This window comes from Rhodosalinus sp. (assembly GCF_041685465.1).
Taxonomy (GTDB): Bacteria; Pseudomonadota; Alphaproteobacteria; order Rhodobacterales; family Rhodobacteraceae; genus Rhodosalinus.
The window spans coordinates 1-4,153 of record NZ_JAWLFS010000248.1 but is presented as its reverse complement, the minus strand read 5'-3'; the positions used below and the strand labels follow the sequence as shown (position 1 = coordinate 4,153).

4 protein-coding genes and 1 pseudogene are annotated in these 4,153 nt (G+C 71.7%); 1 reads left to right on the top strand and 4 read right to left on the bottom strand.

All coding sequences use genetic code 11. The annotated features are described in order from the left end of the window. The 3 genes from ACESL7_RS13670 to ACESL7_RS13660 form a co-directional block, all read right to left on the bottom strand. Positions 1-233, bottom strand: a 233-nt coding sequence (locus tag ACESL7_RS13670; protein ID WP_372893864.1) for a 3-deoxy-7-phosphoheptulonate synthase, incomplete at its 3' end; no start/stop codon positions are given. Between the two features lie 162 nt (positions 234-395). After that, a complete protein-coding gene (lipA, locus tag ACESL7_RS13665; RefSeq protein WP_372893863.1) occupies positions 396-1,346 on the bottom strand; it encodes a lipoyl synthase in 951 nt (316 codons plus the stop codon). Between the two features lie 93 nt (positions 1,347-1,439). Then, complete coding sequence (locus ACESL7_RS13660; RefSeq protein ID WP_372893862.1) at positions 1,440-2,447, bottom strand: DUF6456 domain-containing protein; 1,008 nt, start codon at positions 2,445-2,447, stop codon at positions 1,440-1,442. Positions 2,448-2,573: 126 nt separating this feature from the next. Here ACESL7_RS13660 and ACESL7_RS13655 point away from each other — a divergent pair. Continuing rightward, positions 2,574-2,948 (top strand): annotated as a pseudogene (locus ACESL7_RS13655) (DUF6477 family protein); the annotation flags it as partial. Between the two features lie 38 nt (positions 2,949-2,986). Here the strand turns inward: ACESL7_RS13655 and ACESL7_RS13650 are convergent. Then, on the bottom strand, positions 2,987-4,153 hold a 1,167-nt coding region (locus ACESL7_RS13650), incomplete at its 5' end, for a trimethylamine methyltransferase family protein (RefSeq protein ID WP_372893861.1).

Below are 4,153 nucleotides of genomic sequence, written 5' to 3'. Positions count from 1 at the left end.
TCGGCGCTGAACTGGTCGAAGCTCTCGGCGCAGTCGCCGCCCTGCAGGAGGAAGGCCTCGCCGCGCGCCGCGGCGCCGAGGTGGCCCTTCAGCCGCCGCGCCTCGCCCGCGAAGACGAGCGGCGGATACTTCGCGAGCTGCGCCTCTGCGCCCTGCAGCGCGGCGCCGTCCGGCCAGTCCGGCATCTGCACGCGCGGCTTCTCGCGCCAGCCCGTTTTCACCCAGTCGCTCATCGTCGTCCTCCCGCGGCTCGGACCCTCGTCATACAGCCGGACGCGCCCGGTTTCCAGCGCGGATTGGACTCCGCTCCGGCGCTCTTGATGGCGTCAGGCGTCCCGCGCGGACTTCCGTCAGACACGCGCCCGGACGGTGCCGGGGCGCGGCGGCGACCCGCCTCAGGCGCCAGCGAGCTTCTTCAGCCGGTTGTCGCGCAGGCGCTCGAAATCCTCGCCCGCATGGTAGCTCGACCGGGTGAGCGGCGTTGCCGAGACCATGAGGAAGCCCTTGCCCCAGGCGGCCTGCTCGTAGGCCGCGAACTCCTCGGGCGGGATGTAGCGGTCGACGACGTGGTGGCGGGAGGTCGGTTGCAGGTATTGCCCGATGGTCAGGAAATCGACGTCGGCCGAGCGCATGTCGTCCATGACCTGCAGCACCTGCTCGCGCGTCTCGCCGAGGCCGGCCATCAGGCCCGACTTGGTGAAGATCTCCGGGTCGATCTCCTTCACCCGCTGCAGAAGGCGCAGCGAATGGAAATAGCGCGCGCCCGGCCGCACCTCGGTGTAAAGGCCCGGCACCGTCTCGAGGTTGTGGTTGAAGACATCCGGCTTCGCCGCCACGACCGTCTCGAGCGCCGAGGGCGGACAGCGCAGGAAATCCGGCGTCAGGATCTCGATCGTGGTGCCCGGCGCGCGGTGGCGGATGGCGCGGATCGTCCGCGCGAAATGCTCGGCGCCCCCGTCCTCGAGATCGTCGCGGTCGACGCTGGTGATCACGACGTGGTTCAGCCCGAGCTTCTGCACGGCGTCGGCCACGCGGCCCGGCTCGAAGGCGTCGAGCGCGTCCGGCCGCCCCGTCGCCACGTTGCAGAAGGTGCAGCCGCGGGTGCAGACCTCGCCCATGATCATCATGGTGGCGTGCCCCTGCGCCCAGCACTCGCCCACGTTGGGACAGCCCGCCTCTTCGCAGACGGTGGTGAGCTTGTTCTCGCGCACGATGTCGCGGGTTTCCTTGTAACCCTTGCTCGCCGGGGCCTTCACGCGGATCCAGTCGGGCTTGCGCAGACGCGGCGTTTCGGGGCGGTGGGCCTTCTCCGGGTGGCGGAGGGCGGGGTCGCTGAGATCACGCATGGGCGGCGTCACTCCTGTCGTTCCGACAGCGATGTAGCATGCAGGGGGCGGATCGTCACCCTTGCCCCGTGCATCGCCGCCATGCGGCCCCTCTCAGCCGATGAGCGGCCCGCCCGGCCCCAATGTCTCGTCGTAGTGACGCCTCAGCCGCTGCAGCGCGATGCGCAGAACGATCTTGCCCGAGCGCGCGGACCAGCCCATGCGCCGCTCTGCGCTCTCCAGCCCTTCGAGGTAGCAGCAGCAGCGCAGCGCCACGTCGCCGAGGCCCGGCCCGAGCTCGGCGAGCGCCGCCTGCACGCGCCGCCGCGCCGCCGCCGGGCCCCGGGCGGGCGCGTCGCCCTCCGCCCCGCCGGCCTCCGCCCCGGCGGTCAGGAACCGGTCCCAGTCCTGCGTCACCGCGGGGCCGAGTTGCGCGATCTCGAAATCCTCGCGCAGCCGCTCGCCCGCCGCGACCAGCGCGGGCGCAAGAAAGGGCCGCCCCTCCGCGTCGCGCCGCCGCGCGAGCGCCTGCAGGGGCGAGTCCGCCGGCCCGTAGCGCGGCGCGCGCGGCGGCGACGCGGCCTCCGGTCCCTCGAAGCGCGCGGGCGCCTCGGCGAGCCCCTGCCCGCCAGCCCCGAGCGCCGCGCGCCCGGCGCCCGTGATCACGTATTGCGCCACGCGCCCGCCCTTGCGGCAGGCGATCCAGTCCTTCAGCGCGAGCGCCTGCGCGAGCGCGGCGTCGAGCACCGCCGTGCGCTCGCGCGTGCCCTCCGCATCCTCGCGCACGATGACGGCTTTCTGCATGCCCTCGGCCACGGCGAGCACCGCGCCAGGCTCGCAGAGACGGCGCAGGATCGCCGCGGCTTCCGGGTCGAGACGGGCCGGCAGCCCCGCGCCCTCGCACCCCACGAGCCGGCGAAGCGCCGCGTCGACCAGCGGGTCGTCCCGCCGCGCCTCGATCTTCCTGATCTGGCGCATCACGGTCGAGGCGTGACAGCCCGCCGTGCGGGCGAGCTGCCGGATGGGCAGCCCCGCCTCGGTATGCTGAAGGTAATGACGCGCCGCCGTCGGCAGCCAGTCGGGCAGACCGGCGCCGCCCGCACGCACCCCTTGCGTCCCCATGACCCCTCCCCCTGGGCGCGCGCCGCGCCGGGCGCGCCTACGCATCCGCAGAGTTGTCCACAACCGAAGCGCGAAATGGTTATCCAAATGTAAACAATTCGCGCCGGCGTTTATTGTTGTTTCCAAATGATAAACAAATATCAGCGGGGCGTTCGGAGGCCCCGCGCCAGCGCAACACACGCTTGGGTTGTGTCAGACTGCACCCCGGTCACATCCGGGGGAGGACCGCTGATGCTTGATATCCAGACCCGTCTCAAGGCGCTTCGGCGTCCCGCGCTTCTGATCCGCGCAGCGCGCCACGGCGCGCCCGAGTATCGCCGCGCACAGCATCTGCCGCGGCTGCTGGGCTACGGCGCGCTGCCGTCGCCCGGCGCCGCGCTGGCGGCGCTCATGGACATCGAGGAGGCGCTCGAAACACGCCGCCGCGCCGGCGACGCCGCCTGGTCGGCGGCGCGCCACGTCGAGACGCTGATCGCGCTGATGGTCGAGGCCCGCCTCGCGCGCCCCGATACGCCCAAGGACGCCGTGCCCGCGGCGCCTCAGGAAAAGGCGTCGGGCATCTCCGCCTTGCGCGCCGCGACGAAATCGCCCAGCGCCTCGGCGATGCCGGGATCGAGCGGCGGCGGCACGTATTGCGAGAGCAGCGTCTCGACCCGCGCGGCGGCGAGCGTCTGCGTGTCGCGCGCGCCCTCCTCGTCCCAGGTCTCGAAAGGCTTGTAGTCCAGCAGGTCGGAGCGCCAGAAGGCCGACTTGAAGTGCTCCTGCGTATGCGCGCAGCCGAGGTAGTGCCCGCCCGGCCCCACCTCGCGGATCGCGTCCATCGCCTGCGCCTTGATGTCGGTCGGGATGCCGGCCGCCATCTTGTGCAGCGCGCCGAGCTGGTCGGCGTCCATCACGAACTTCTCGAAGGAAGCCACCAGCCCGCCCTCGAGCCAACCGCAGGAGTGCAGCATGAAGTTCACCCCGCCGAGCAACGCGGCGTTCAGCGTGTTCGCCGTCTCGTACGCCGCCTGCGCGTCGGGCAGCTTCGAGCCGCAGAGCCCGCCGCCCGAGCGGAACGGCAGCCCCAGCCGCCGCGCGAGCTGCCCTGCGCCATAGAGGATCTGGCTCGCCTCGGGCGTGCCGAAGGTGGGCGCGCCGGAGTTCATATCGATCGAGGTCACGAAGGTGCCGAAGATCACCGGCGCGCCCTTCCGCACCAGCTGCGCATAGGCCACGCCGGCCATCACCTCGGCCAGCACCTGCGTCAGCGTGCCGGCGACCGAGACCGGCGACATCGCGCCGCCGACCACGAAGGGCGAGACGATGCAGGCCTGGTTGTTGCGCGCATAGACCTCGAGCACGCCCATCATCACGTCGTCGAAGGTCAGCGGCGAGTTCACGTTGACGAGCGAGGTCATCACCGTGTTCGCCTGCACGGTGTCGGCGCCGAAGAGGATCTCGGCCATCGCGACGCAGTCAGCGGCGCGCGAGGGCTCGGTGACGCCGCCCATGAAGGGCTTGTCCGAAAGCGTCATGTGCGCCAGCATCATGTCGAGATGGCGCTTGTTCACGGGGATGTCCGTGGGCTCGCAGACGGTGCCGCCCGAGTGGTGCAGCCACTGCGACATGTAGCCGAGCTTCACGAAGGTGCGGAAGTCCTCCATCGTCGCGTAGCGCCGCCCGCCCGCGGCCGAGCGCACGAAGGGCGGGCCGTAGACCGGCGC

Bases quoted from the DNA above. Each gene is read 5' to 3' on its own strand.
- lipA (WP_372893863.1), bottom strand. From the start codon at position 1,346: ATGCGTGATCTCAGCGACCCCGCCCTCCGCCACCCGGAGAAGGCCCAC.
- ACESL7_RS13660 (WP_372893862.1), bottom strand. From the start codon at position 2,447: ATGGGGACGCAAGGGGTGCGTGCGGGCGGCGCCGGTCTGCCCGACTGG.